The organism is Actinacidiphila paucisporea (genome assembly GCF_900142575.1).
Classification (GTDB): domain Bacteria; phylum Actinomycetota; class Actinomycetes; order Streptomycetales; family Streptomycetaceae; genus Actinacidiphila; species Actinacidiphila paucisporea.
Window position 1 is genome coordinate 1 of sequence record NZ_FRBI01000076.1, and the last position, 1182, is coordinate 1182.

At 56.8% G+C, this 1182-nt stretch carries 1 rRNA gene; it reads right to left on the reverse strand.

The annotated features are described in order from the left end of the window. Position 1 precedes the first annotated feature (1 nt). Positions 2-1182: ribosomal RNA gene (locus BUE44_RS35580) — 23S ribosomal RNA — on the reverse strand; the annotation flags it as partial.

A 1182-nucleotide genomic window follows, 5' to 3' on the forward strand; every position in this document is an offset into this window, starting at 1 on the left:
TGAGGACAAGCCCTCGGCCTATTAGTACCGGTCAGCTCCACCCCTTACAGGGCTTCCACATCCGGCCTATCAACCCAGTCGTCTACTGGGAGCCTTACCCCATCAAGTGGGTGGGAGCCCTCATCTCGAAGCAGGCTTCCCGCTTAGATGCTTTCAGCGGTTATCCCTCCCGAACGTAGCCAACCAGCCATGCCCTTGGCAGGACAACTGGCACACCAGAGGTTCGTCCGTCCCGGTCCTCTCGTACTAGGGACAGCCCTTCTCAAGACTCCTACGCGCGCAGCGGATAGGGACCGAACTGTCTCACGACGTTCTAAACCCAGCTCGCGTACCGCTTTAATGGGCGAACAGCCCAACCCTTGGGACCGACTCCAGCCCCAGGATGCGACGAGCCGACATCGAGGTGCCAAACCATCCCGTCGATATGGACTCTTGGGGAAGATCAGCCTGTTATCCCCGGGGTACCTTTTATCCGTTGAGCGACGGCGCTTCCACAAGCCACCGCCGGATCACTAGTCCCTACTTTCGTACCTGCTCGACCCGTCAGTCTCACAGTCAAGCTCCCTTGTGCACTTACACTCAACACCTGATTGCCAACCAGGCTGAGGGAACCTTTGGGCGCCTCCGTTACCCTTTAGGAGGCAACCGCCCCAGTTAAACTACCCACCAGACACTGTCCCTGATCCGGATCACGGACCGAGGTTAGACATCCAGCACGACCAGAGTGGTATTTCAACGACGACTCCCCGATAGCTGGCGCTACCGGCTCACAGTCTCCCACCTATCCTACACAAGCCGAACCGAACACCAATATCAAGCTATAGTAAAGGTCCCGGGGTCTTTCCGTCCTGCTGCGCGAAACGAGCATCTTTACTCGTAGTGCAATTTCACCGGGCCTATGGTTGAGACAGTCGAGAAGTCGTTACGCCATTCGTGCAGGTCGGAACTTACCCGACAAGGAATTTCGCTACCTTAGGATGGTTATAGTTACCACCGCCGTTTACTGGCGCTTAAGTTCTCAGCTTCGCCACACCGAAATGTGACTAACCGGTCCCCTTAACGTTCCAGCACCGGGCAGGCGTCAGTCCGTATACATCGCCTTACGGCTTCGCACGGACCTGTGTTTTTAGTAAACAGTCGCTTCTCGCTGGTCTCTGCGGCCACACCCAGCTCACCGTGCAA